The sequence below is a fragment of the Dyadobacter subterraneus genome, assembly GCF_015221875.1.
Lineage (GTDB): Bacteria > Bacteroidota > Bacteroidia > Cytophagales > Spirosomataceae > Dyadobacter > Dyadobacter subterraneus.
In genome coordinates this window covers 805,573-830,985 of the sequence record NZ_JACYGY010000002.1, presented here as the reverse complement: position 1 = coordinate 830,985, position 25,413 = coordinate 805,573, and the positions used below count along the sequence as shown (strand labels likewise).

At 40.6% G+C, this 25,413-nt stretch carries 18 protein-coding genes and 2 rRNA genes (1 of these 20 only partly in view); 8 read left to right on the top strand and 12 right to left on the bottom strand.

Annotated elements, in window-relative coordinates; genetic code table 11:
- Positions 1–66 precede the first annotated feature (66 nt).
- From IEE83_RS28870 to IEE83_RS28860, 3 genes are all read left to right on the top strand, one after another.
- Complete coding sequence (locus tag IEE83_RS28870) at positions 67–1,338, top strand: hypothetical protein (RefSeq protein ID WP_194124205.1); 1,272 nt, start codon at positions 67–69, stop codon at positions 1,336–1,338.
- Positions 1,335–2,585 (top strand): hypothetical protein, encoded by a 1,251-nt coding sequence (locus IEE83_RS28865; RefSeq protein WP_194124204.1) that lies wholly within the window; start codon positions 1,335–1,337, stop codon positions 2,583–2,585. The genes IEE83_RS28870 and IEE83_RS28865 overlap by 4 nt, the downstream gene beginning before the upstream one ends.
- A 78-nt stretch (positions 2,586–2,663) precedes the next feature.
- Positions 2,664–4,010, top strand: coding sequence for a MutS-related protein (locus IEE83_RS28860; protein ID WP_194124203.1), 1,347 nt, complete (start codon positions 2,664–2,666; stop codon positions 4,008–4,010).
- Here IEE83_RS28860 and IEE83_RS28855 read toward each other — a convergent pair.
- From IEE83_RS28855 to glyA, 7 genes are all read right to left on the bottom strand, one after another.
- Entirely contained in the window at positions 3,998–4,654 is a 657-nt protein-coding gene (locus IEE83_RS28855) for an ATP-binding cassette domain-containing protein (RefSeq protein ID WP_194124202.1), read from the bottom strand. The two genes, IEE83_RS28860 and IEE83_RS28855, sit on opposite strands and share 13 nt — an antisense overlap.
- Before the next feature lie 4 nt (positions 4,655–4,658).
- A complete protein-coding gene (locus tag IEE83_RS28850) occupies positions 4,659–4,991 on the bottom strand; it encodes a hypothetical protein (protein ID WP_194124201.1) in 333 nt (110 codons plus the stop codon).
- Positions 4,992–5,109: 118 nt separating this feature from the next.
- Positions 5,110–6,402 (bottom strand): serine--tRNA ligase, encoded by a 1,293-nt coding sequence (serS, locus tag IEE83_RS28845; protein ID WP_194124200.1) that lies wholly within the window; start codon positions 6,400–6,402, stop codon positions 5,110–5,112.
- A gap of 81 nt (positions 6,403–6,483) precedes the next feature.
- Positions 6,484–7,842: an aspartate kinase gene (locus tag IEE83_RS28840; protein WP_194124199.1), complete on the bottom strand. Its 1,359-nt coding sequence runs from the start codon at positions 7,840–7,842 to the stop codon at positions 6,484–6,486.
- Positions 7,843–7,895: 53 nt separating this feature from the next.
- Positions 7,896–8,396: a 6,7-dimethyl-8-ribityllumazine synthase gene (gene ribH / locus IEE83_RS28835; RefSeq protein WP_194124198.1), complete on the bottom strand. Its 501-nt coding sequence runs from the start codon at positions 8,394–8,396 to the stop codon at positions 7,896–7,898.
- A 103-nt stretch (positions 8,397–8,499) separates the two neighbouring features.
- On the bottom strand, positions 8,500–9,201 hold the full coding sequence (locus IEE83_RS28830) for a tetratricopeptide repeat protein (protein WP_194124197.1): 702 nt from the start codon (positions 9,199–9,201) through the stop codon (positions 8,500–8,502).
- 257 nt (positions 9,202–9,458) lie between these two features.
- Positions 9,459–10,763: a serine hydroxymethyltransferase gene (gene glyA, locus IEE83_RS28825; RefSeq protein WP_194124196.1), complete on the bottom strand. Its 1,305-nt coding sequence runs from the start codon at positions 10,761–10,763 to the stop codon at positions 9,459–9,461.
- A 379-nt stretch (positions 10,764–11,142) separates the two neighbouring features.
- Between glyA and nagB the strand changes: the two genes are divergently transcribed.
- Positions 11,143–13,080 (top strand): glucosamine-6-phosphate deaminase, encoded by a 1,938-nt coding sequence (gene nagB / locus IEE83_RS28820; RefSeq protein ID WP_228102179.1) that lies wholly within the window; start codon positions 11,143–11,145, stop codon positions 13,078–13,080.
- Between the two features lie 150 nt (positions 13,081–13,230).
- On the opposite strand, the gene IEE83_RS28815 is transcribed toward nagB, so the two are convergent.
- Positions 13,231–13,395 carry a hypothetical protein gene (locus IEE83_RS28815; RefSeq protein ID WP_194124194.1) on the bottom strand — a complete coding sequence of 55 codons (165 nt, stop codon included), beginning with the start codon at positions 13,393–13,395 and terminating at the stop codon, positions 13,231–13,233.
- A 246-nt stretch (positions 13,396–13,641) separates the two neighbouring features.
- Between IEE83_RS28815 and mutL the strand changes: the two genes are divergently transcribed.
- The 4 genes from mutL (at position 13,642) to dxs (ending at position 19,329) form a co-directional block, all read left to right on the top strand.
- Positions 13,642–15,531: a DNA mismatch repair endonuclease MutL gene (gene mutL, locus IEE83_RS28810; protein WP_194124193.1), complete on the top strand. Its 1,890-nt coding sequence runs from the start codon at positions 13,642–13,644 to the stop codon at positions 15,529–15,531.
- 60 nt (positions 15,532–15,591) lie between these two features.
- Positions 15,592–16,377 (top strand): rhomboid family intramembrane serine protease, encoded by a 786-nt coding sequence (locus IEE83_RS28805; protein ID WP_194124192.1) that lies wholly within the window; start codon positions 15,592–15,594, stop codon positions 16,375–16,377.
- A 9-nt stretch (positions 16,378–16,386) separates the two neighbouring features.
- Positions 16,387–17,304: a rhomboid family intramembrane serine protease gene (locus IEE83_RS28800; protein ID WP_194124191.1), complete on the top strand. Its 918-nt coding sequence runs from the start codon at positions 16,387–16,389 to the stop codon at positions 17,302–17,304.
- A 90-nt stretch (positions 17,305–17,394) separates the two neighbouring features.
- Entirely contained in the window at positions 17,395–19,329 is a 1,935-nt protein-coding gene (gene dxs, locus IEE83_RS28795; protein ID WP_194124190.1) for a 1-deoxy-D-xylulose-5-phosphate synthase, read from the top strand.
- Positions 19,330–19,500: 171 nt separating this feature from the next.
- On the opposite strand, the gene IEE83_RS28790 is transcribed toward dxs, so the two are convergent.
- The 4 genes from IEE83_RS28790 to IEE83_RS28775 all read right to left on the bottom strand — a co-directional run.
- Positions 19,501–19,842 carry a winged helix-turn-helix domain-containing protein gene (locus IEE83_RS28790; RefSeq protein ID WP_194124189.1) on the bottom strand — a complete coding sequence of 114 codons (342 nt, stop codon included), beginning with the start codon at positions 19,840–19,842 and terminating at the stop codon, positions 19,501–19,503.
- 155 nt (positions 19,843–19,997) lie between these two features.
- Entirely contained in the window at positions 19,998–22,265 is a 2,268-nt protein-coding gene (locus IEE83_RS28785; RefSeq protein ID WP_194124188.1) for a GH92 family glycosyl hydrolase, read from the bottom strand.
- A gap of 558 nt (positions 22,266–22,823) precedes the next feature.
- Positions 22,824–22,935, bottom strand: a 5S ribosomal RNA gene (gene rrf, locus IEE83_RS28780).
- A gap of 273 nt (positions 22,936–23,208) precedes the next feature.
- Positions 23,209–25,413, bottom strand: a 23S ribosomal RNA gene (locus tag IEE83_RS28775) (it continues 617 nt past the right edge of the window).

Genomic DNA, 25,413 nt, shown 5'->3' with positions numbered 1-25,413 from the left:
TTGCGGCTTGGTATTAATTTACTCTGATTTAAATCAGCACACTTCATAAAAGACATTTACTAAAACATGCCCATTCTTACTGTTTTTTATATCAAGCTTTTCATCAACCTGGGTTTGACTCTGGGCATTTTCTGGGTGATTAGCAGATCTGATCTTTTTTCAAAATGGCAGCAGGAAAAAGAAAAATCCATATTTGCCATTGCTTTCATTATTCTTCGCCTGATTCCGTGGATTGCCATTTTCCTTATTGCAAACGAAGAACCGCGCGGTGATATTCCTTTTTTCTTTTACAAAGCGGAAGCGGCCAAAGCAGGCGGATTCGTCTATCGTGATTTCTGGTCGTACCATGCACCATTATACGCATACATTATTACGATCCCGATCTGGATCTGGCATAATGCGCGGGCCATTGTGCTTTTTATGGTGGTTATGGAAAGTGCTATTCTCTGGCTTACTTATCAAACTTATAAATTCAAAACCAGCAGGGCATTACAGCTTGCCATTATTTATTTACTGCTGCCGGCCGGCTTTATGTACATTCTGGTCGACGGCCAGGAAGAAGTATGGTTTTGGGGAGCAGCTTTGTTGATCTGGCGATATACGATTAAACATAAAGACAACTATGAAGTTGGTATAGGTCTTCTTTTCGCGTTGACTTTACTGACAATAAAAGTGACTTTCATTTTTCTCTTGCCTGCAATTCTCGTTGTCGTTAAAAAACCAGTTAAAATGTTGATCGTTATGGCCGCTGTCGGAATTCCGGCGGTTGGGTTTTTGTATTGGCAAATTGGTGATTTATTTCTTATGCCTATTCGTCATACGGAACAATTGATGACACCAAATCTTTTCTCGACCAGCCGGCCATTTGTTGAATTGTTTATTCATATCAACGAAAAGAAATCGACCATGATCAACTGGATCGGTTTACTTTTCACCGTATTTATTCCGACCTATATGGCTTTCAAAGCCCGTCACAGACATATCAGTGAAATTTTGCCCGGAATATTTATTGCAGTTTTTGTTTGTATGATGATTTTCCAGGCGAGTGCCATGGGCGCTTACCTCATCGCCTATTTGATGGCTGTTCTGTTCGATATTATTGATATCAAAAAAACCTGGCATGTGGCCGTTATATTGGTTCTTAACTGGCTTACCGTGGTCCAACCTTTTGTTTGGGTTTATATTGGCCAGCCTTCCTACATTTCTTTCAGCATGTTCGGAAATGTTTCGAATTTGTTTGAATATGCTTTACAAATTCTGAATGTGTTATGTTATGTCTGGGTTTTACGCCAAACGTATCAAAACGTGGTAAACCCTGAAAAACTGGCAACGGCATGAATATCGTTTTAGGAAAATTAGGCATCAGCCTTGCGGCCATTGTGCTGCTGATCATTGTAATTTCACAACGCAAAAGGATTTCAGAATGGTTTGAAGACAAAAGTGTCAGAGTCTCACTGGTTGTAGGCTGGATTATTTTCCGCCTGATTCCCTTTATAGCTGTTTATCTTATCGCCAACATTACCCCTACTTCCGATGTTTTAGGTTTTTGGGACGAAGGCAGTAAAGCCTCCATGGGACAAATCGTATACCGCGATTTCTGGTCTCCCTATTCTCCTTTGTATGCCTATTTTGTAGGAATCTGGCTAAAACTTTGGTATGATCCGAAAATGATCGTGCTGACTATGGCTGTAATGGATGGCGTCGCTTTGTGGGTTTCCTGGCATTTCTTCCGTCCGTTTCAGTCGCGGGGTGCATTTTTATTTAAAGCACTCGTTTACCTGATACTTCCCGGATCTTTGGTGCTTTGCATTATCGGTGCGCAGGAAGATGTCTGGATGTGGCTTTTTGTTGTTCTGGCCTATTTGGTACGGGAAAAAACAGTACGTGTTGAATGGTTTGCTGTTGTTTTAGGAATTGGTTTGTTGATGACAAAAGCTATTTTCGTTCTGATACTTGTTCCGATTTTTCTTCTTGAAAAACAAAAAATCAGATTTGTTATCCCAATGGCTATTGTAGGAATAATCGCTTTGGGAATATTATATCCATTGGTTGGACTGGATTTCATGCAGCCGCTGGACGAAGCAAAAGTGTTACGTGCTCCCAATATTCTTTCCGTAATTAATCCCTGGTTTTTTAATGGAATTGGTGTTGGTGAAAAATTCTGGAACTGGATTGGGTTGGTTATTTCCGTCGGACTTGCCTGTCTGGCTGCATTTCGCTTGCAAAACGCCGATTTCAGAATAATGCTTTCACGGGTTTGGGTTGTTTTGTATGCTACCATGATGGTCGTTCAGCAAAGTGCTTACAGCAATTATATTTTCCTGTTTTTGGTCCCTTTGGTATTTTATATAATCGACTGGACAAATACCAAACAGATCATTTTGCTGCTTATTTTCAATGTTCTTTGCGTGGTACATCCGTCCTATTGGTGGCGACTGGGCATGCGACGTTATCTCAATCCGTCCGATATTACCGCTTCCACCGATTCCTTGATCGATTATCTTTTCCAAATAAGCATTATCGTTCTGACGGGTTATTTTGTATGGCTTTCTTTTCCAAAAAAGCAATTTTCTGAACAAGCATAACAGATTGATTTTTAACTATTTTTAAGAAAATTACTTTCACAGATCTGCATACTTTTGAAGACAGCCAAATCTTCATATATGCATTCTGTCGATAGTCACACGCTTGACGAATTACAAATTCATTCCCGCCATAGTAAAGAGGGAAGCATTCTTCAATTTTTTGATTATACCAAAACACAGGGCGGACAGGATGTTTTGAAAAAACTGATTGCCGAACCGAAATCTTCGCTTTCTGAAATTCTGTCTTTTCAACTTCTACTCAAATCAATTTCTCAAAATATTGATTCCTGGCAGCTGAATGTATCAAAAGCTTACATTGCCGTTGCTGAAAGTTATTATGGCTCAAACATCACTTATACGATGTCGCAGGACATATTTAAACACTGGGTTGACACATTTATATATTCTCGACGCCATCCTGCGGAGTTTTATCTTGTTCAAAGTGGACTGACGGCTACTTTGATGTTAATGCGTGGGATGAGAGATTTAACCTACTGCTTTGAAAATGATCAGATTCCCCCAGAACCTCAGGAAGATTTTGACTTCCTCAGAAAATTTTTACTTTCCGACAGTCTAAATTCTTTTCTTAAAACAAAAGACGACCGGCTATCTCTCAGCTCCGTTTTTTACAGGGATTATTATTTTCGGGTTACGCACAAAGATTCGTTTCGGCGAATTCTGGACATCTGTTACTCTTTTGATGCTTACGTTTCCATTGCCTTAACACAGAAAAATCATGATCTGTGCTTTCCCGAATTTGTAGAAAATGAAACCGTTTTTGAAGCAGAAAAAATTTGGCATCCACTAATAAAAAATGCTATTCCGAACAATTTCGTAATGGGTCACAAAATACCACTTTGTCTGTTGACTGGCGCCAATACGAGTGGTAAAACTACTTTCCTGAAAACCTGTGGAGTAGCTGTCTATCTCGCACATCTCGGTTGGCCCATTCCGGCCGGTAAAATGAAAATCTCATTTTTTGATAAACTATTTACTTCAATCCATCTTTCTGATAATCTGGAACTTGGGTACAGTCATTTTTACAATGAGATTATGCGGATAAAATCTATCGCCGAAGCATTAAATCATGGAGAAAAATGCTTTGTAATTATCGACGAAATCTTTCGTGGTACCAATCAGGAAGATGCATTTCACTGTTCCAAAACTGTTGTCCATGGTTTTTCCAATCATATTAATTCTATCTTTTTGGTGTCAACCCATCTTTACGAATTACTGGAAAATTATAAAAATTCCGGCTCCATTTCCTTCCGTTGTTTCAAAACAAAAATCAGCGGTACTGATTTTGAAAATACATTTCAAATTGAAGAAGGAATTGCGTCCGAGAAAATTGGTCAGTTGATTTTGAAGAAGGTTGGGATTCCGGAGCTTTTGGAAAATATTATTCATAAATCTCAGGATATATAACCGTAAGATTTTAAATCCTGATTTGGATCTTTCAGTAACATACTTCTCCCGCCAGGAACAATCAGGTATAAATCATCACTTGCCTCCTGAACGTGCTTATATGCATGATCAGACAAAACGATTCCTTTTTTCTTTTTTTCTTCTTTAATAAGCGACAAAAGCATCTCAACACTAACAGGATCCAGATGTGTGAACGGCTCATCCAGCAATACAAAAGAGACGGGTGAAAATAAAATAAGCAAAATTTCAAAAAGCCTGATTTTCCCTCCTGACAGAGTGTTTAACTTCTCTTTTTTGTATTCTTCAAGACCAGGAAAATAATTTATAATTGAAGAAAAAGGAACATCATACAAATCACATACTTTCTTAATGGTCTGACCGGCAGGTGTAAAAGTGGTTTGAGGTAAATATCTTATCAGATTGTTTTCAAGATAAGGGTGTGAAATATAGTTACCATTCAACCGCACGGATTGACTCTGACCTCTCAAAGATCCGAAGATCATTCTTAACAAACTCGTTTTTCCGGTTCCGTTCCTCCCCAGTAAACCGGTAACTCTTCCTGTTTCAACTTTCAGATAAATACTTTGAAGTACCTTTCTGCCATGATATTCCAGCCAAATACTATCTGCTTCGAGAACATTCATAAAATTAAAAGGAATAAATTCCGATCGATATGATCATATGGACGCAAAAGATGAAAATCAAAAATGACATGATATCCATGGCAAAAGCAGTAAGAAAAAGTCGTAATTCTGATATTGACAAATTCCTGTAAAAGAATAATCTGGTAGGATTGTTACTTCTGATATAATACCAGATGACGGTTCCTGATGCTATTTTCATCAGTAAGTAAAGTGGAAGAAATCGCGAGAACTTTTCAAATACCGGCATATCCAACAAAAACCAGGAGAAAAGTGAAATTAATCCGGTATAAAAAGCAAACGAAAGGTAAAACGACCTGATCACAGCTAAGCGCTTCATTATCTTTTTTATACAAGATAAATAATTGATCGCTGATGAAATCGCTGTTAAGGTTATTTAACAAAAAAGCCCTCACAAAAATGTGAAGGCTAAATCTCAGAATAACTCAAATTATATCTTATTCAATCGTATCAAAACCACAGTAAGGCACCAAAACAGCCGGTACACGGATTGTTCCGTCTTCTTGTTGATTGTTTTCCAATAACGCAGCAAGGATGCGTGGAAGTGCCAAAGCAGAGCCATTAAGCGTGTGCAGCAATTGCGTTTTCTTATCAGCCGTTTTGTAACGAAGTTTCAACCGATTTGCCTGGTAGGTTTCAAAATTAGAAACAGAGCTGCATTCCAGCCATCTTTCCTGTCCGGCCGACCAAACTTCAAAGTCGAAAGTCAAGGCAGAAGTGAAGCCCATATCACCTCCACACAGACGTAAAATGCGGAAAGGTAATTCCAGTTTTTCCAATAATCCCTTCACATGATTTGACATATCTGACAAAGCCTGGTAAGAATCTTCCGGCTTGCAAATCTGAACAATTTCAATTTTATCAAACTGATGCAAACGATTCAAGCCACGAACATGCGCGCCCCAACTTCCTGCCTCACGACGAAAACAAGGCGTGTAAGCTACATTTTTAACCGGCAATTCATTTTCCGCTACAATCACATCACGGTACAAATTGGTAACCGGAACTTCCGCCGTTGGAATTAAATAAAGATCGTCCTGAGCATCATGATACATCTGGCCTTCTTTATCCGGCAATTGTCCTGTTCCAAAACCAGAATCAGCATTGATCAGGATTGGAACCTGTACTTCGGTATAACCTGCTTTTCCTGCTTCATCCAAAAAGAAAGCAATCATCGCACGTTGCAAACGGGCAGCTTTTCCTTTGTAAACCGGAAAACCGGCAGCAGTAATTTTGTTACCAAGTTCAAAATCAATAATCGGTGCGAGTTTTCCACCCAGCTTTTTGATTAATTCCCAGTGTGGTTGCGCACCTTCAAAAAGAGCAGGTTTTGCGCCTTCTTCCAATTCGTTCACATTATCCTCAGCTGTGCGTCCTTCCGGAACACTTTCATGCGGAAGATTAGGAAGTTTTACCAACTCGCTTAGTAATTCCTCCTCTGTTGCCTTATGCTGTTCGTCAAGTACTTTTGACCTTTCTTTTAAAGCAGCAGTTTCGCCTTTTGCAATTTCAGCTTCGGCTTTTTTACCCTCTTTCATCAAACCACCGATTTCCTTCGCTTTTGCGTTGGATTGTGTTAATACAGCATCCAATTCCTGCTGTGTTTCACGACGTAAACGGTCAAGTTCTATAATTCGGTCAACAGCTGCTTCCGGTTCTTTGTAATGTTTTTTTGTCAATCCGGCGATTGTCAGTTCTCTGTTTTCGCGGATAAAAGTTGTTTGTAACATGTTTGGCTATTAGCTTTTAGCGATTAGCTATGAGCAAAACGCCAACAGCTAATCGCTAAATATGTGATCAGATTTTTGAAATCAGGGTGCCGTGAAAATATCTTTCATTGCATCTTCATAATAAAAAAGACGCTCATTAAGCACATTAAGCGCTTCTGCTTTATATTTTGAATGAATTAAAAGCGAAAGATTGTGCTCTGAGGCACCGTACGAAATCATTCGTATAGGAATATTTTTCATTGCTTCTAGCACTTTCAACGCAATTCCTTCTTTGTCCGCACTGAAATTTCCTACGATACAAATGATATTCTGATCGCTGTCATTTTCTTCAAGATCTGCAAATTCACGAAGTTCCGTGGTGATTGCTTCAAGGTGTTCAGAATTATCAATCGTCACTGAAACAGAAACTTCCGAAGTGGTGATCATATCTACCGGCGTTTTGTATTTTTCAAAAATCTCAAAAACGCGTCTCAGGAAGCCATATGCATTCAGCATACGGGTCGAGTGAATATATATCGCTGTAATATTATCTTTTGCAGCAATCGCTTTTATTTCTCTGTCAGAAGACTGGTTGGCGATAAGCGTTCCTGGCGCTTCCGGCTGCATAGTATTTTTCAAACGTACCGGTACACCACGAAGTTTCGCAGGTGTGATTGTACTTGGATGAAGAATTTTTGCTCCGAAATAAGCAAGTTCGGCCGCTTCTTCAAAAGTAAGTTCACGAATCGGGAAAGTACGTTTCACGATACGAGGATCGTTATTATGCATTCCGTCAATGTCCGTCCAAATCTGGATTTCCTCAGCCCGAATGGCACCACCGATTAAAGATGCTGTGTAATCAGATCCTCCACGTTTCAGGTTATCAACTTCTTCGCGTGGGTTTCTGCAAATAAATCCCTGGGTAACGATGGTTTGCTTATCGGTATGCTGCGCTAAAATCGCAGTTAATTTTTCTTCGATTTTTTCAAGTTCCGGTTCATTATCAGCATCAATGCGCATAAATTCAAGCGCAGGAAGCAACACAGAACTGTCTCCTACTTCTTCCAGATATCCTTGGAAAAGCTGTGTACTTAACAATTCTCCTTCTGCAACAATTTCCTTTTCCTGTTTTGAAGCAAAAGGTTTGATGCTAACCAGCGAACGGATAAATCCGAATTCATTATCAATAATTTCCTGACCTTTGGCAAGACCTGCTTCGGTTGAATAAAGCTCCTTAATAAAAGCATCGTAATGCGCTTTCAAATCGTCGATCTGCTTCGCAGCTGACGCATCTTCGTTTGCCTTGGCAGCTTCCCCTATCGCGATAAGCGCATTGGTTGAACCCGACAAAGCGGATAATACAACAATTTTCCGACTTGGATCCGTCAAAAGAAGTTCACGGATTGAATGCATACGTTCAGGTTTCCCAACCGAAGTGCCGCCAAATTTCCAGACTTGCATAATTATTAATTATTGAAATTTTTGATTACTAAATTTTCCTGACCCCCTCCTGACTACTTCCTGACAAAAACCTGATCCTTCAGCCCTACCATCTTGATTGCCGTCATAGCTGCCTCGTCTCCTTTATTTCCAAAAGCTCCACCGGCTCTGTCGATGGCTTGTTCCATGTTGTTTGGCGTCAGGACACCGAAAATTACAGGTTTGTTGTTTTGGATGCTGATGTTTGTAATTCCCTGAGCAACGGCGTGATTGATATAGTCGTTGTGTTTTGTTTCTCCCTGGATTACTACGCCTAAGGCAATTACCGCATCGATATCTTCGCGCTGTGCGAACCAATGTGCACCAAGCGTTAATTCAAAACTTCCCGGAACATTTCCTCTTTCTATATTTGATTCCGAAGCACCATAGGTTATTAGTGTTTGGTACGCTCCTTCGAAAAGTTTTTCAGTGATCTCGCCGTTCCATTCTGCAACTACGATCGCGAATTTTTTATTGCTGATATCAGGAAGTCCTTCCGTATTGAAAACGCTTAAATTTTTATCTGCACTTGACATATAAGTACTAGTTAATGATAGATTTTGAGTTAATATTTTAAACAAAAAAAGGATAAAACCGGTGTCGGCTTTATCCTTTTCTGGAACAATAATGTATTACCATTTATTTGCCGACTTGTCCCTCTAACAATCCCATGTACTTCTTCGCGTTCACAACTTCCGATGAAAGTGGGAACTCGTCAATAACACGTTTATAGGAAGCAACAGCATCCGCAGCCTGATTTGCTTTTTCCTGAGCAAGTGCAAGCTTCATCAAATATACTGGCGTGAAATATTCATTTTTATCGTAGTCAGATGCTTTTTTGTAATAAGAAATCGCCTCAGCAGGCTGATTTTTTTCAAGATAAGCATCACCAATTAATGACTGGGCACGTGCGTGGACCAACAGATCAGAAGAACTGAAAGATTCAAGATGACTGATTGCGTCATCATATTTACCCTGTTTAAGCAAAGCAACACCTGCGTAGAAATTCGCAAGGTTCGCAGCGTCAGTTCCTTTATAGTTATCAGCGATAGACAAAAGTCCTTCATTTCCTCCGCTTCCGTTCAATGCTTTTGACAAAGAATCAGCTTCGAAATCATAAACAACAGAAGAAAGCGCTTGTTGTGCCGTTCCTTCTTGTCCATCTATATAAAAACGATATCCTGCAAACGCTACCACCGCAACCAGGATCGCTCCGCCAATACCAGTAAGTACCTTACGATTTTTAAGGAAAAAAACCTCAGCCTTATTGATTTGTCCGGCTAATGCCTCCGGCTTTTCAATAATTTCAAACCCGGACTCGTCCGTATTTTTCTTGCTCATGTCAATTAATTCGTATTTTGGAGTGCAAAGTTATGAAAACTTATTTAAGTCAAAACACTTCTCGCACAATTCTTTACACATCATTTAAATTGCTCTTCCTTATCATATTAACTTTTTGTTTGAAATTTTATTATTTGACCACAATTTTTCTTCAAAAAATAAGTTAAAAAATCTTTTCAAACTAAAAAGAAAACTGCGTAACGCATACATTTTCAGTACCATTACGCAGTTAAAATCTAAACCTCGACTGGTAAGTCTTAGCTATATAAAGGATATTGTGTCATCCAGTTATTGATCTCCTGTTTTACGGCAGCAATTTTTGCATCCTGATCATGATTAACCAAAACTGTGTCTATCAGATCAACGATACGCTCCATATCAGTTTCAACCAAACCACGTGAAGTCATCGCAGCCGTTCCAACGCGCATACCCGACGTTACCATCGGAGATTTGTCGTCGAAAGGAACCATGTTTTTATTGATTGTGATATCAGCTTTGATCAACGTGTTTTCAGCAAGCTTACCGGTTAATCCGGAAGCGACACCATTTTTAGTACGCAAGTCAATTAACATCAAGTGATTGTCAGTACCACCAGAAATGATCTGATATCCTTTTTCTACAAATGCTTTTGCCATTGCCTGCGCATTTTTAGCAACCTGCACTGCGTAGTTGTAATATCCTTCGCTAAGCGCTTCGCCGAAAGCAACCGCTTTTGCAGCAATAATATGTTCTAACGGTCCGCCTTGTGTTCCAGGGAAAACGCCTGAATCAAGCAAAGATGACATCGTACGAAGTTGTCCTTTTTGTGTAGTAATTCCGAAAGGATTTTCGAAATCTTCACGCATCATAATCACACCGCCACGAGGACCGCGTAATGTTTTGTGCGTTGTGGTAGTAACGATATGGCAATGTCCGAACGGATCGTTCAACAAACCTTTTGCAATAAGTGCAGCCGGGTGAGAAATATCAGCCAAAAGGATTGCACCAACCTGATCAGCAATATTACGAAGTCTTTCATAATCCCAGTCACGGCTATAAGCAGACGCACCGCAGATCAAAAGTTTAGGACGTTCTTTCAAAGCAGTTTCCTCAACTTTATCCCAATTGATAAGACCAGTTTCAGCTTCTACACCGTAAAATACAGGTTGAAAATATTTACCTGAAATATTTACAGGAGATCCGTGAGAAAGGTGACCACCATGAGCAAGGTTGAAACCCATAATTTTGTTACCAGGATTCAAACAAGCCACAAATACGGCCATGTTTGCCTGCGCACCTGAGTGAGGCTGAACGTTTGCCCAAGTTGCGCCGAAAAGTTCTTTCAGACGGTCAATAGCAATTTGTTCGATTTCATCAACTACTTCACAGCCTCCGTAGTAACGTTTTCCGGGAAGACCTTCTGCATACTTGTTAGTAAGCACACTTCCTGATGCTTCCATCACTTGTTTGGATGTAAAATTTTCGGAAGCAATCAGCTCAATACCTGATTCCTGGCGATGTTTTTCCTTATTAATTAAGTCAAAAATTTGGGTATCACGTACGACGCTTGTGAGTGTAGACATGGTATTTCTCTTGAAATGATGTGATGTTTTTTTAACAGGCAACAAAAATACAATAGATTATTCGGTTATGAAATTTTCACACACACTTTATGTTGAATTACTGCTTTGCAACTTGCGTGTACGAGCACTTCAATACATTAACGCAAAGTTATTTTTTAAATTTTTTTAATAATATTCACTTTGTGTTGTAATTTTGTAGACGAAATTTATATCCTTACCTTTTGTTGTAATTAAATTCGGCATACAGGCTGTGGTATTAATTTGCTGTCTATCAGTATTATCTCAAATCAACTGTTCTTTTTTCGTACTAAACTCTTGATTAAAATCACATTTTATTAAAAACATGGACCAACAATCTCTCAATCCGGAAACAATTTTAATGCAAGCGGCGGATAACGCACTCTCAGGCGGAAGTGTAGGACAACCCATTACATACGAAAAAATACCAACCCAGATTTTTGCTGATTCCAAAGATGCTTCAAATGCTGTTGCACAGGAAATCGCTGACCTGATCCGTCAGAAACAAAAAGAAGGTAAAAACTGTGTACTAGGCCTTGCAACCGGCTCTTCTCCTAAAACCGTTTATGCCCGTCTGGTCAGAATGCACAAGGAAGAAGGCCTGAGCTTTAAAAATGTTATTTCATTCAATCTGGATGAATACTATCAAATGGAGCCGGATTCTATTCATAGCTACCACCGGTTTATGAAAGAACAATTGTTCGACCATGTTGATATTCCAAAAGAAAATTATTTCCTGCCAGACGGAACAATTCCGGCTGCTATGGTACGCGATTATTGCAGTAATTACGAAAATAAAATAAATGCTGTTGGCGGACTTGATTTCCAGCTTTTGGGAATTGGAGGAAATGGACACATTGGTTTTAACGAGCCTGGTTCATTGATCAACGCACGTACAAGGCTAATCACGCTTGACCATTCTACCCGCGCTGCGGCTGCAATGGAATTTGGCGGATTGCATAAAGTACCTCGTAAAGCGATCACACTAGGTGTTGCGCCGATTTTAAGTGCACGCCGTATTGTTTTGCTTGCATGGGGTGAGCGTAAAGCTTCGGTAATCAGAGGTGCGGTTGAGGGACCGGTTACGGAACGTAATCCAGCATCTTATCTTCAGGCACATCCGGATGTTGCTTTTATTTTAGATGAAAGTGCTGCTTCTGAATTGACGCGTGTTAAAACACCATGGGCGGTTGATTCGGTTGTTTGGGATAACAAAATGATCAAAAAGGCTGTGACCCATTTGTCGCAAAGTCTTAAAAAACCAATACTGAAACTTACAGATAAGGATTATAACGACAATGGTATGAGTGATTTGCTTGCACAATATGGTGCTTGCTATGAAATCAATATCAACGTTTTCAATCAATTACAACATACAATTACAGGATGGCCGGGAGGAAAAGCGAACGCCGACGATACAAATCGTCCGGAACGCGCTCAGCCAGCCAAAAAACGTGTACTTATTTTCAGTCCGCACCCGGATGATGATATTATCTCAATGGGTGGTACTTTCCAGCGTCTGGTTGACCAGGGACATGAAGTGCATGTGGCTTACCAAACTTCAGGAAATATCGCCGTAGCAGATGATGAAGCACTTCGTTTTATCGATTTCGTTGTTGATTTCAATAAAGAATTTGGTATCGATAGTCCGGAAGCGACAAAAATATTTACAGATGCAAAAGACTTTTTGAGACATACCAAAGACAGTGAAATTGATACTTTGGAAATCCGTCATGTAAAAGGAGCTTTACGTCGTGGAGAAGCCAAAGCGACTTGTCGTTTTGTTGGAATCCCAACTGCGAATGCACATTTCCTGAATATGCCATTCTACGAAACGGGTACTGTTCAGAAAAATCCGATCGGCGAGGAAGATATCAAGATCATTGAAAACCTGATTGAAGAAATCAAACCTCATCAAATTTACGCAGCGGGTGACTTTGCCGATCCACACGGAACGCACAAAGTATGTTGGGATGCAATCGAAGCAGCGCTTGGCCGCTCGAAACACAAGAATTTCATGAAGGATTGCTGGGTTTGGTTATATCGCGGAGCCTGGGCCGAGTGGGATATCTACGAGATTGAAATGGCAGTTCCCATGAGTCCGGATCAGGTTTTGAAAAAACGTCAGGGAATTTTCAAACACCAGTCGCAAAAAGATGGTGTAGTATTCCAGGGTGAAGATTCACGTGAATTCTGGCAACGTGCAGAAGAGCGCAACCAGGGAACTGCTAAATTATATAACAATTTAGGTCTTGCGGAATACGAAGCAATGGAAGCTTTTGTTCGCTGGAAATTCTAAATTGTACAAGAGTTGAAAAGAAAAGAGCTGTAAATCAGATTTACAGCTCTTTTCTTTTTTGTTAGAATTATATTTTTATCGTGTATATCGGAATAGTTGTGCGAATGGATTCATACAAAAATGTATGAGATTAAAAGCGATTGCAGGGCATTACAGCTCCATGTCAATCCACATGCGCTGAGCCATTTTCTCAACCATGTTTAAAACACCTTGAACCGCTCCGAAAATTATACAAAGAGGCAGGATCACAGGTAAAAAGATTAGCCACTGAAGGGCCATTCCAAAATTGAACTTTTTAAAAATAGGTGCTTTCATAAGATCGGGGTTAGTTACACAGGACAAAAATGGGATTCACAAATTAACTATAATTTACTAATAATCAACACTAACATTAAATTGAACGTTTTATTGACATTAAAAATTTCAATAAATAATGTAATTATTTCGATGCTTATTGGTTACAAAGCAATTTTCGGTTTACAGCTACTTGTCAAAATAACCCTCGGTGTAGAAAAAAATTTGTTTATTTGTTATAGTAAAGCAAACCTACATCATTAAAATATGGCGTCTTCCGACATCATTCAATTATTACCCGATTCCATAGCCAATCAGATCGCCGCCGGAGAAGTTGTCCAGCGTCCTGCTTCGGTTGTGAAAGAACTCCTTGAGAATGCTATTGACGCCAAAGCCGGTAATATTCAGGTTATTTTACGTGAAGCAGGCAGAACATTAATTCAGATTATTGATGACGGATCCGGCATGTCAGAAACTGACGCAAGAATGTCTTTTGAACGTCATGCTACTTCAAAAATCCGTCAGTCCGAAGATTTATTCAGAATTCGTACCATGGGATTCCGTGGTGAAGCTTTGGCATCCATAGCCGCTATTGCCCAGGTAGAAATGCGTACCCGCCAGGCAGACAATGAACTTGGTACCTTAATAAAAATTGAAGGCTCAGAAATAAAAACACAGGAATCCGTTGCCTGCTTGCCGGGAACAAATCTTTGTGTTAAAAATCTTTTTTATAATGTTCCTGCAAGGCGTAATTTCCTGAAATCAAATTCGGTAGAAATGCGTCATATTCTGGATGAATTTCAAAGAATAGCGCTGGCACATCCGGAAGTTGGATTTAGTTTACACCATAACGATACCGAAGTTTTTAATCTGATTCCGGGAAAACTGGTTCGCCGGATCATTGATATTTATGGCCGGAATTATCGTGAGCAACTTGCCTTTTGTCAGGAAGATACTTCTTATATCAGCGTAAGGGGATACATCGGAAAACCGGAATTCGCTAAAAAAACCAGAGGCGAGCAATTCTTTTTTGTGAATGACCGCTACATAAAACATAATTATCTGCATCACGCAGTTACCAGTGCATTTGATGGAACGGTTCCGGAAGGCAGCCATCCGTTTTATGTTTTGTTTATAGAAATTGATCCTGCCCATATCGACATCAACATTCATCCTACAAAAACGGAAATTAAATTTGATGATGAGCGCTCGGTTTATGCCATTATTATGGCAGCTGTTAAAAAGGCGGTTGGTGTTTACAATCTTTCACAATCGATTGATTTTGAAGACAATATTAATTTTTTAAATCCTTCAAAATCGGATCAGAATCATGACAGCATACCTCGTACGGTAATGCCGGATTGGGCGGCACAATCGAGACATGCAGAAAATGGTCCATCAAAAACCAACCTTACGAATTGGAATAAATTATTTGAAGGGCTGCAAAATACGGACGACAGAAGCCGGGAACTTGCAGCTTTTGAAATGAATTCCACCACCGTTTCCCGGCCAACTTCTTACCAGGAACAGCCGATGACAATAGCCAGTAAGGTTAACCGGATGGCTTCGGAAGTAATTTCTGCGCCTGAAAGTGATGCGGTACTTTTCCAGCTTCACAACCGCTATATTCTTTCGCAGGTGAAGGATGGAATTATGCTGATCGATCAAAAAGCGGCTTACGAACGTATCTTGTATGAACGATATCGTAAAATGCTAACAAACCGTAATGGAGCTTGTCAGCAGCTTTTATTTCCAAAAACAATCCGTTTAACACATTCGGATATGCAGCTGGTGAATGAAACAAAAAAGGAAATTCGCAGCCTGGGTTTTGAGTTTGACGAATTCGGTGCGAATGAATTAATTATCCGTGGTATTCCTGCCGATTTGCCGGAAGAAAGCGAACAGGATCTTTTTGAAGAATTGGTTGAACAATTAAAACAAAGTTATTCAGACCTCAAATTGAACAAACCTGAAAGTTTATCACGCGCCCTGGCCCGCCGGTTTTCGGTACGTTATGCTGTAAAACTTTCATTTCTTGAAATTCATACTTTGATAGACCAGCTTTTTGCCTCAACTGATCCAAACAGAACGCCTAGCGGTGAAGCAATTATCGTTTTATTAACGATGGATAAGTTAAGCAGTATCTTTAAGGGATAAAGGAAACGAAAACGATCCTTAAAGAGTTATAGATTACGAACTTTTGATTTTGAAATTAGAATGTTACAAATAACACCGACGGTTAGAAATTTACTGATCCTGAATGTTCTGTTTTTTATTGTTGACGCATACATTTTACCAATCAGCAACAGATTAGCATTAATGCCAATTCTGTCGCCATATTTTATGCCTTATCAATTTGTTTCCTACATGTTTTTGCATGGCGGACTTGGGCATTTGTTCAGCAATATGTTCGGTTTATTTATGTTCGGACCTTTGCTGGAAAGAATGTGGGGGCCCAAGAAATTCTTGTTTTTTTACTTCTTTACAGGGATTGGCGCAGGATTACTTTTCTCCGGAATCGGGTATTATGAAAATACGCAACTGCTTAAATCTGTGCAGGTTTACGTTCAATATCCTACGCCGGACGGACTTGTTGACTTCATGAGTCACCATGCAAAAGGTTTTTATCAGGCCAATCTGGATTTTTTTAATGGTTTTGAAGAAAATCCTACCAATCCTTCGTATATTCAAAATAGTATTACTGCTGTCAAAAGCGTATATCAGGCAAGCATTGAAACACCAATGGTGGGTGCGTCAGGGGCAATTTTTGGTATTTTAATGGCGTTTGGAATGTTATTTCCAAATACGGAGCTTTTTATGCTCTTTATTCCATTTCCGATCAAAGCAAAATACTTTGTTGCGTGCTATGGATTATATGAACTCTACTCAGGAATACAAAATGCACAATCTGATAATGTTGCGCATTTTGCACACGTTGGAGGAATGCTATTTGCATATATATTGTTGCGTTATTGGGGCACACAAAGACAAAATTTTTATTGAAAGAAGAAGATGAGCAATATTGTTGACGACATTAAGAGAGAATTTGAGAAATCGGAGAATTCGCTCGTAAAAATTATTTTAATTAATACGGCCGTTTTTCTGGTATTGTTATTGGTAAAAATCATTTTTACACTTAGTCAGTCATCCAATATTTATAGCTGGATTATTGATATGCTTGAGCTTCCGGCATCGCCTCAGGAATTTATCCGAAAGCCCTGGACGCTCATTACTTATTTCTTCACACACGAAGATATCTTCCATATTTTATTCAATATGTTGTTTTTCTATTGGTTTGGTAAACTGATAGATGAATATCTTGGCGCAAAACGCGTTGTTGCCCTTTATTTTTTAGGTGGGATTACTGGTGGTTTAGTTTATATGCTGATCTATAACACGCTGCCATTCTTCCAGACTCAGGTTGAAAGTTCAACCATGTTAGGCGCTTCAGCAGCAGCTTTTTCAGTTGCAGTAGGCGCTTCAACTTTACTTCCTAACTATACGTTTAACCTTATTTTTCTAGGGCCGATACGTATTAAGTTTATTGCACTCTTTTATATAATACTATCGCTTGCACAAACGGTTGGACCAAATGCAGGTGGTAATTTAGCACATTTAGGTGGAGCATTGGTTGGGTATATTTTTATCAAACTGTTGCAAAACGGTACCGACCTGGGTAAACCTGTCTACGCTATTATGAACGGTTGGACCGGAATTTTCCGCAGACGTCCTTCGATGCAGGTTACTTATCGTGAAAAGCAGGTATACAGAAGTACCAGTGTGTATTCTTCTTCCTCGACTTCTTCTACCATAGAAATGCCTGATCAACATGAAATTGATACTATTTTAGATAAAATTTCTAAGTCGGGATACGAGAGCCTTACGAAAGAAGAAAAGCAAAAATTGTTCAAAGCAAGTCAGCAAAAATAAAAAGCAGGAGTCATCATCTATTTGCTTAATTTTGCGCATCTTTTAGTATTAAGGCCGATTACCAAAATCTGATTTTCAATAGCTTTCTATATGCTTATTACACCAGGAAAACTACTTGCTAAGATTGATTCTCCCGAGGATTTAAGAAAGCTTGACCGCACTCAACTTCCACAGGTTTGTAACGAGTTACGTCAATATATTATAGATAACGTTTCTGTTTATGGAGGTCATTTTGGTGCAAGCCTGGGTGTTGTAGAATTAACAGTAGCACTTCATTACGTATTCAACACGCCCGACGACCAGCTTGTCTGGGATGTGGGCCATCAGGCTTATGGCCATAAAATATTAACCGGACGCCGGGATAATTTTCATTCTAACCGTACTTATGGAGGTCTTTCGGGTTTTCCAAAACGCAAAGAAAGTATTTATGATGCTTTTGGTGTAGGCCATTCATCTACTTCAATTTCTTCTGCATTGGGTATGGCGGTGGCATCAGCTTTACAAAATCATCATGATCGTCAGCATATTGCTATCATTGGTGACGGTGCTATGACAGCCGGTCTGGCTTTCGAAGGCATGAATCATGCAGGAGCAACAGATTCAAATCTGCTGATTATTCTGAACGATAACTGCATGGCGATTGATCCCAACGTTGGTGCTTTGAAAGAATATCTGACTGATATTACGACCTCTCATACTTACAATAAGCTTAGAGACGAAGTTTGGAATATGCTGGGAAAAATGAGCAACTTTGGAAAAAGTGCTCAGGAAGTTGTTTCAAAAGTTGAAACAATGATGAAAACAGCAATTCTTCGTCAGAGCAATCTTTTTGAATCACTTGGTCTACGTTATTTTGGACCGATTGATGGAAATGATATCGGTCATCTAACAGAAGTTTTGAATGATTTGAAAAGTATCCCGGGACCCAAAATTTTGCACTGTTTAACAGTAAAGGGAAAAGGTTACGGCCCTGCTGAAAAAGATCAAACAAAATGGCATGCACCGGGAGTTTTTGATAAGATTACAGGAGAAATTAAGAAAAAAATCTACGATACGCCACAGCCTCCTAAATATCAGGATGTTTTTGGCAATACATTGGTTGAACTAGCAGAGAAAAATTTAAAAATTGTTGGTGTTACACCTGCGATGCCATCAGGATCTTCTTTGAATATCATGATGAAAGCAATGCCCGAGAGAGCTTTTGATGTAGGCATTGCAGAACAGCATGCGGTAACATTTTCTGCCGGTATGGCAACACGCGGTGAAGTAGTTTACTGTAACATTTATTCAACTTTCATGCAGCGGTCTTACGATCAGGTAGTACATGACGTTTGCATGCAGGAACTTCCTGTGATATTTTGTCTGGACAGAGCCGGTTTAGTAGGTGCTGACGGGCCGACGCATCATGGTGCTTATGATATTGCATTTATGCGTTGTGTTCCGAATATGATTGTTTGTTCGCCCATGAATGAACAGGAACTACGCAACCTGATGTATACTGCACAACTGGATGTCATACAAAAAGGCAGTCAGGCAATTACAATCAGATATCCCCGTGGAAATGGCGTGATGCCTGAATGGCAAACTCCTTTCGAAGAAATAAAAATAGGAAAAGGCAGGAAAATCAAAAATGGGGCAGACATCGCGGTTTTAACATTAGGACCGGTCGGAAATTATGTCGTAGATGCTTATTCTATTCTTGAAAAAGAAGGTATTGATGTAGCACATTATGATATGCGTTTTGTGAAACCTCTTGATGAAGCCATGCTTCATGAGATTTTTCATCTTTATGAACGCGTAATTACCGTAGAAGATGGTTGTCTGCAAGGAGGATTTGGAAGTGCTGTGCTGGAATTTATGATTGATAATGGATATAATTCCCGTGTTAAAAGACTTGGAATACCGGATTCACTTGTGGAGCACGGTGAACCTGCCGAATTACATCATGAGTGTGGATTTGATACGGAAGGCATTCTTGATGCAATACGTTCTCTAATGCATACAGGCGCAGCCGTTAGTTTCTAACTATAATTTAAAAATTTATAAACCTCTGAAAGTAGCTTCAAGGCTGTTTTAGAGGTTTTTTTTCATTTTCCCCAGTACTTCAAGCTTACTTTTTAGTTAAAGAAGTAAGAGATGAATTTCATCGTCGATATTGCGATGGAAATAAATTCAAAATAGAATTATGTAACTGAATTACAAATTCAAAATTTCTTTTTCAGATTCCGCAATAGAAGCAAGTTTGCTATTAAGATTATTGTAAGCTTCCAACATCTTCCGGCCTGCTTCGGTAAGTTCAGTTCCTCCACCGCTTTTGCCTCCTTTTTTTGCTATAACATAAGGCTCTTTTGCTTTCACATTCATGTCATCTACCATAGCCCAGGCTTTTTTATAGGACATTCCCATAGCTTTGGCTGCGTTTGAAATAGAACCGGACTCTTGGATATGTTTTAATAATTGAGCTCTTCCAAGGCCAAAAAACTTTTCTCCATCAAGATAAATCCAGTATCTAACACGTAGTTCTTTTACCGACTGCATACAATCCTAAAATTAGTTTGAATCCTTTAACTTCTGCAAATTAGTATAGTCATGAGAATTTTATCTATTATGAAGAACTTTTAAAAGACATTCACAGAAAGATTAGGTATTGATGAGCGCACAGATCGATTCTATGCGCTCATCACCGTTAATTATTATGGCTGATTAGTTAAACTTATACCATATGTTTTACTTGGTGCAGCGCCCATGTAGAAAACTAGTTCACCACCTGTCATTACATTTTTATGTGAAATGTAGGTGAAAGGATAAGGCTTTCCATTAAATTCGATTTTCTGGATATACTTATTTTGCTCGCTGTTGTTCTTCGTTATAATTGAAAATATTTTGCCGTTTTCCAAATGCAGTTTTGCCGAATCAAATAAGGGTGAACCAAAAACGTATTTTCCCTCCATCGGATTAACAGAATACATACCTAAAGCGCTGAAAGCATACCAGGCACTCATTTGTCCAACATCTTCGTTACCGCAGAGGCCGTTAGGTTTGGTAGTATAGAATTTCTGCACAACGTCACGCACCAGCTCAGCCGTTTTCCATGGCTCTCCCAGATAGTTATATAAATAGGTAATGTGATGGCTTGGTTCATTACCATGAGCATATTGTCCGATCAATCCGGAAACATCCGGAGCAGTACCTTTGCCTAATTCCGAAGACATGGTAAACAAGCTATCTAATCGTGTTTTAAAAGTCTTTTGCCCCCCAAGCTGTTGAATGAGCCCACGAACGTCCTGCGGGGCTAAAAAGAGGTATTGCCATGCATTACCTTCGGTATAATCAGAAGTAACAGGAACAGAATATAACGGATCGAATGGCCTACGGAATTTACCATCTGCAAAACGGCCATTGAAAAATCCGGCGGATTTATCGTAATACAGCTTGTATAACTGACCTCTCTTTGAAAAATATTCTGAGTCCGACTTCTTTCCAAGTGACATAGCTACTTTTGCTATCCCGGCATCTGCAATTGCATACTCCATTGCCCACGCGACAGATTCATGCATTTTGTCCGCAGGAATATAACTAAGCTTGTTCAGGTATTGAAGGCCCATTGAGTCTCTTTTAGCCGTACGTTTCATCGCTTTATAAAGTTGTTCTTTTTTCCCAGCGGGAATTAATCCCTTGCCAAATGCATCCGCTAAAATGATTATAGCCGGATTTCCAACCATACAATCCGTTTCGCTTCCTACCAATGGCCATACAGGCAAACGGCTCTGTTGTTGATCAATTGCCAGCATTGTCGATGCGATGTCATTAATCAAACTTGGTTTCACAATGGACATAAAAGGAGCCCAGCCGCGGTAGATATCCCATAGGGACATAGTTGTGTAGTTTTTAAAATCGGCGCTTTTGTACACCTTTTTGTCAGTTCCACGATAGTCGTTATTGGCATCATTAAACAAAGTTGGCCCTAGAAACATGTGAAATAAAGCTGTGTAAAAAACTTCCTTATGTGCTTGGTTTGTCGTTCCTACTTCGATTGCACCTAATGTTCTTTCCCATACCTGATCGGCTTTGTTCTGAAAGACTTCGAAATTACCATTAGCGGCCTCAGTATTCATATTAGCCAATGCATTTTCTTCGCTTACTGGAGAAATCGCAACTTTCAGCACCATATCCGGATTGCGTGTTGCATCGAAATATAAGACAGCTTTTGCATGTCCACTTTCAATCTCCCTGGAATTTTGAAGTGTGCTATCACTATAAAATGCCGCTTTGATAATTGGTTGTGATGTTCTGATCGAGAAATATAAGCGTTGATCCTTTGACCAGCCAGTAGAGAAACGGTAGCCAGTGAAGGTAGAATCGTTAACCTGTTTAATAAAAGTTTTTACAGGTTTATCCCAGTTCATTGCAAAACCCAGATCTACCAATATATGGGCATTATCCGTTTTGTCGTAATGATATTTATGAATACCGACCCGCTCGGTAGCCGTTAATTTGGCTTCAACCTTATATTTCTCCAGATAAACCTGATAAAATCCCGGATGACATATCTCCGTCTTTTTAGAAAATAACGAACCATAACCAGTAGCCGGCTTTTCGAACTTCATTGGATATAGTTGCACAGCACCATTTGCAGGAACAATCATGATGTCATTCAGGTCGCCAATTCCTGTTCCGCTAAGATGAGTGTGTGTGAAACCTAGAATTTCCTGGCTTAAATAGTTATATCCGGAACACCAATCCCAGCCATTGAATTTATCCCAGCTACGTCCAATTTGCGTTGGTCCTAACTGAACAGCTCCAAATGGAACATTGGCACCAACAAACACATGACCGTGTTCTTCGGATCCAATAAAAGGATTGACATAACTCGTTAAAGATTTATTTTGAGCTTTTATCGTTGCAGTAGCCGTAAAACTAAGGAGAATAGCAACGAATACTTGTTTAATTACATGCTTCATAAAAAAAAGGAAAATTATTGAGATCAGAGTGGCTGAAAATCGCCATTTCTGTGTGAATATAGCAAAGGTTTAGGTAAAGTGAGGTCTAAATATTGTTTAGACAATGACTGAAACCGTCGAAAATGTAAGCCAAAATAAGAACATGATTTTGAATCTTGGGGAGGCAAAAATAGTTCTGAAAATTGTTCTATAACAGAAATTTTGTATGATAAGTACAGTAAGAGACAGCTTCTGTTAAATGATAAGTTGGCGAGTATTAAATGGTATGTTTTATACTAATGCATCGTCTTAAAGGTGGATTATCCAGGTATCAGATTTCTTATTTATCAATCCATTAATCGTCATATTTTGGAGAACCTTTACCATATATGATAATGTGATAGGGAAGTATCTTACAAAAACAAGTAGCCAACTCATAGTTGGGCTTTAAGGAGCATTCGGACTAATATGTATAAAGACCCAGAAATTATTTACGGTTGCAATTTTACCGTTTGGAAGAAGCTATTCAGCACAAAAAAAGACCATCCTTTAGAGATGGTCTTTTTTTGTGTAATAGTATTGTGGCGGCTACCTACTTTACCAGGTTTGACCCAAGTATCATCGGCGGTTCCGGGCTTAACTTCTCTGTTCGGGATGGGAAGAGGTGAACACCGGGCCAATAGCCACCAACAAGATTTTCTGTTGGTTAATTTGTGACTTCGGGATGGAAACAGGTGAAGACTTCGCGTCTCGGCGAATCGTCGCACCGTCCAGGCCAATAGCCACCAACAAGCTCTTTGAGTGTGTACAATGATTGAATGATAGAGTGTTGGAATGATAGCGGTCCGCCGCTGCGGAATATTCTCTCATTCACTTATTCAAAATTCATTCATTGAATTTCATGTCATATTGGAAGCAAAAGAGAATGAGTTTTAAGATTTTTCTGTCTTTTAAGGGAAAGAAAATGAGCAAGCTGTTGGGTAATTAGTACTGCTCAGCTGAATGTATTTCTACACGTACACCTGCAGCCTATCAACGTCGTAGTCTACAACGACCCTTGTGTGGAAGATTCATCTTCGGGCTAGTTTCGCACTTAGATGCTTTCAGCGCTTATCTATTCCCCACATAGCTACTCGGCCATGCCCCTGGCGGGACAACCGATTCACCAGCGGTGGGTCCACCCCGGTCCTCTCGTACTAAGGGCAGCCCCCGTCAATCTTCCTACGCCCACCACAGATAGGGACCGAACTGTCTCACGACGTTCTGAACCCAGCTCGCGTGCCACTTTAATCGGCGAACAGCCGAACCCTTGGGACCTTCTCCAGCCCCAGGATGTGACGAGCCGACATCGAGGTGCCAAACCTCCCCGTCGATGTGAGCTCTTGGGGGAGATCAGCCTGTTATCCCCGGCGTACCTTTTATCCTTTGAGCGATGGCCCTTCCATACAGAACCACCGGATCACTATACCCTGGTTTCCCACCTGCTCGACCCGTCGGTCTCACAGTCAAGCCTGCTTGTACTATTGCACTCCACACACGGTTACCAAGCGTGTTGAGCAGACCTTTGGAAGCCTCCGTTACACTTTTGGAGGCGACCACCCCAGTCAAACTACCCACCATGCACGGTCCTGCTCATTGAGCAGTTAGATCCCAGGCCAGCGAAGGGTGGTATTTCAACGTTGGCTCCACGATGCCTGGCGACACCGCTTCAAAGCCTCCCACCTATCCTACACATCCCTGACCCGAAAACAATGCAAAGCTATAGTAAAGGTGCACGGGGTCTTTCCGTCCCGTGGCGGGTAAGCGGCATCTTCACCGCTACTACAATTTCACCGAGCTCACGGCCGAGACAGTGCCCAGATCGTTACACCATTCGTGCAGGTCGGAACTTACCCGACAAGGAATTTCGCTACCTTAGGACCGTTATAGTTACGGCCGCCGTTTACTGGGGCTTCGATTCAATGCTTTACCTTGCGGCTGACATCCCCTCTTAACCTTCCAGCACCGGGCAGGTGTCAGGCCCTATACGTCAACTTGCGTTTTGGCAGAGCCCTGTGTTTTTGCTAAACAGTCGCCTGGGCCATTTCTCTGCGGCCTCTCTTGCGAGGAGGCTCCCCTTCTCCCGAAGTTACAGGGTTAATTTGCCGAGTTCCTTAGCCGTGATTCACTCGAGCACCTTAGAATATTCTTCTCGACTACCTGTGTCGGTTTACGGTACGGGCTGCATTCAGCTGGCGTTTCAAAAGCTTTTCTTGGAAGCGTTTTCGTATGTTCGCTTCGCCCGTAGGCTCTGCTCAACGCACTATTCCGTCAGTACGTACATACCACAATACTCCGTCACTCTTTCACACTGAACGCAGGGGCAGGAATATTAACCTGCTGTCCATCGGTAATCGCCGCTCGGCTATACCTTAGGCCCCGCCTAACCCTCCGTTGATTAGCATAGCGGAGGAATCCTTAGTCTTTCGGTGTGCGGATTTCTCATCCGCATTATCGTTACTTATGCCTACATTTGCTTTTCTCACCAGTCCAGCCCGGCTTACGCCAAACCTTCACCCCTGTGAGAATGCTCCCCTACCGATCGTAATAAATTACTATCGCATAGCTTCGGTAATATGCTTGATGCCCGTTTATTATCGATGCCCGCCCCGCTCGACCAGTGAGCTGTTACGCACTCTTTAAATGTATAGCTGCTTCCAAGCTAACATCCTGGCTGTCTCTGCAGTCGGACCCCCTTAGTTCAACTTAGCATATATTTTGGGACCTTAGCTGATGCTCTGGGTTGTTCCCCTCTCGGACTGGGACCTTAGCACCCCAGCCCTCACTGCCGTGTATATCATAGCCCATTCGGAGTTTGTCAGAGTTTGGTAGGATTTGACTCCCCCTAGCCCTATCAGTAGCTCTACCTGACCATGACTCAACCACGACGCTGTTCCTAAAAACATTTCGGGGAGTACGAGCTATTTCTCAGTTTGATTGGCCTTTCACCCCTACCCTCAGTTCATCCGAAAACTTTTCAACGTTTACCGGTTCGGTCCTCCACGATGTGTTACCAGCGCTTCAACCTGACCAAGGGTAGATCACCAAGTTTCGCGTCTACAGCCACTGACTAATCGCCCATTTCAGACTCGCTTTCGCTTCGGCTCCTTCATTTCAATGAATTAACCTC

Excerpts from the sequence above, each read along its gene's own strand:
- IEE83_RS28870 (WP_194124205.1), top strand. The coding sequence starts at position 67 with ATGCCCATTCTTACTGTTTTTTATATCAAGCTTTTCATCAACCTGGGT.
- IEE83_RS28865 (WP_194124204.1), top strand. The coding sequence starts at position 1,335 with ATGAATATCGTTTTAGGAAAATTAGGCATCAGCCTTGCGGCCATTGTG.
- IEE83_RS28860 (WP_194124203.1), top strand. The coding sequence starts at position 2,664 with ATGCATTCTGTCGATAGTCACACGCTTGACGAATTACAAATTCATTCC.
- IEE83_RS28855 (WP_194124202.1), bottom strand. The coding sequence starts at position 4,654 with ATGAATGTTCTCGAAGCAGATAGTATTTGGCTGGAATATCATGGCAGA.
- IEE83_RS28850 (WP_194124201.1), bottom strand. The coding sequence starts at position 4,991 with ATGAAGCGCTTAGCTGTGATCAGGTCGTTTTACCTTTCGTTTGCTTTT.
- serS (WP_194124200.1), bottom strand. The coding sequence starts at position 6,402 with ATGTTACAAACAACTTTTATCCGCGAAAACAGAGAACTGACAATCGCC.
- IEE83_RS28840 (WP_194124199.1), bottom strand. The coding sequence starts at position 7,842 with ATGCAAGTCTGGAAATTTGGCGGCACTTCGGTTGGGAAACCTGAACGT.
- ribH (WP_194124198.1), bottom strand. The coding sequence starts at position 8,396 with ATGTCAAGTGCAGATAAAAATTTAAGCGTTTTCAATACGGAAGGACTT.
- IEE83_RS28830 (WP_194124197.1), bottom strand. The coding sequence starts at position 9,201 with ATGAGCAAGAAAAATACGGACGAGTCCGGGTTTGAAATTATTGAAAAG.
- glyA (WP_194124196.1), bottom strand. The coding sequence starts at position 10,763 with ATGTCTACACTCACAAGCGTCGTACGTGATACCCAAATTTTTGACTTA.
- nagB (WP_228102179.1), top strand. The coding sequence starts at position 11,143 with ATGCAAGCGGCGGATAACGCACTCTCAGGCGGAAGTGTAGGACAACCC.
- IEE83_RS28815 (WP_194124194.1), bottom strand. The coding sequence starts at position 13,395 with ATGAAAGCACCTATTTTTAAAAAGTTCAATTTTGGAATGGCCCTTCAG.
- mutL (WP_194124193.1), top strand. The coding sequence starts at position 13,642 with ATGGCGTCTTCCGACATCATTCAATTATTACCCGATTCCATAGCCAAT.
- IEE83_RS28805 (WP_194124192.1), top strand. The coding sequence starts at position 15,592 with ATGTTACAAATAACACCGACGGTTAGAAATTTACTGATCCTGAATGTT.
- IEE83_RS28800 (WP_194124191.1), top strand. The coding sequence starts at position 16,387 with ATGAGCAATATTGTTGACGACATTAAGAGAGAATTTGAGAAATCGGAG.
- dxs (WP_194124190.1), top strand. The coding sequence starts at position 17,395 with ATGCTTATTACACCAGGAAAACTACTTGCTAAGATTGATTCTCCCGAG.
- IEE83_RS28790 (WP_194124189.1), bottom strand. The coding sequence starts at position 19,842 with ATGCAGTCGGTAAAAGAACTACGTGTTAGATACTGGATTTATCTTGAT.
- IEE83_RS28785 (WP_194124188.1), bottom strand. The coding sequence starts at position 22,265 with ATGAAGCATGTAATTAAACAAGTATTCGTTGCTATTCTCCTTAGTTTT.